The following is a 706-nucleotide window of genomic DNA, read 5'->3' as shown; positions in this document are numbered from 1 at the left end:
TCTTGAGGCTCTGGAATGGTGTCATAATCTTATGGACGCAAAATGATTGCGGTCCTCTGACCACCGCAAAGCAAGAATGATTCGGCTTTGCGTTCCGATAAGGCTGATATAGATGCCGTCGGGATTAAAGACCGTATCCACTTCATGCCGGACGCCCATTTGTTTGATCAGGCGCTTGATGGTTTGTTTATCGGACTGCTCGGCTGCGGTCAGAATGCGGCGCGAGAGCTCCCGCGAGCCCGCAATGCGGCCGAGAACGAGCTGGGCATCCGCAAATATCCCTGCGGCCTGCCTCGCTGAACGGATAAAGGTATCAATATTGTTGGCAGGAGCGGGCGGACGGCGTACCTCATACGGATACACGTAAAACCAGGGATAACGATATCTCATGGGAGCACCTCGCAAAAAAGGATGTTTCTATATGTATAGATCCCTAATTGCCGAATATGACAAAGCGAAAAGGCCACAACTTTAGCGTTGCGGTCTTTTTCGGTGTTTGTCGGTCAGGAAACGCCAAGAATCGCATATTCAATTTTGAAAATACGGTATGAAGGACTATAGTCTTGCTTAGTGAAAATGCGAAACCCGTTAAAATCAAGGAGATTAAGAATCTTTCTCAAGTTCAGCACATATAAACGCTCTTTCACATAGAAAGATAGTCCCGTTCTTGTTGTGATTCCTTTGAGTGTAAGGACCTATTGAGATT

At 47.0% G+C, this 706-nt stretch carries 2 protein-coding genes; both read right to left on the bottom strand.

Going from position 1 to position 706, the window contains the following annotated elements; genetic code table 11:
• Positions 1 to 21: 21 nt before the first annotated feature.
• A complete protein-coding gene (locus ACWHAR_RS27255) occupies positions 22 to 390 on the bottom strand; it encodes a hypothetical protein (protein ID WP_014477834.1) in 369 nt (122 codons plus the stop codon).
• Between the two features lie 113 nt (positions 391 to 503).
• Positions 504 to 629, bottom strand: a complete 126-nt coding sequence (locus ACWHAR_RS27250) for a hypothetical protein (protein ID WP_452088454.1) — start codon at positions 627 to 629, stop codon at positions 504 to 506.
• Positions 630 to 706: the final 77 nt, after the last annotated feature.

This window comes from Bacillus sp. LR--39 (assembly GCF_053613335.1).
Note: the sequence above shows the minus strand (reverse complement) of the source record. Positions and strands in the feature narration are given on the sequence as shown.

Bases quoted from the DNA above. Each gene is read 5' to 3' on its own strand.
- ACWHAR_RS27255 (WP_014477834.1), bottom strand. From the start codon at position 390: ATGAGATATCGTTATCCCTGGTTTTACGTGTATCCGTATGAGGTACGC.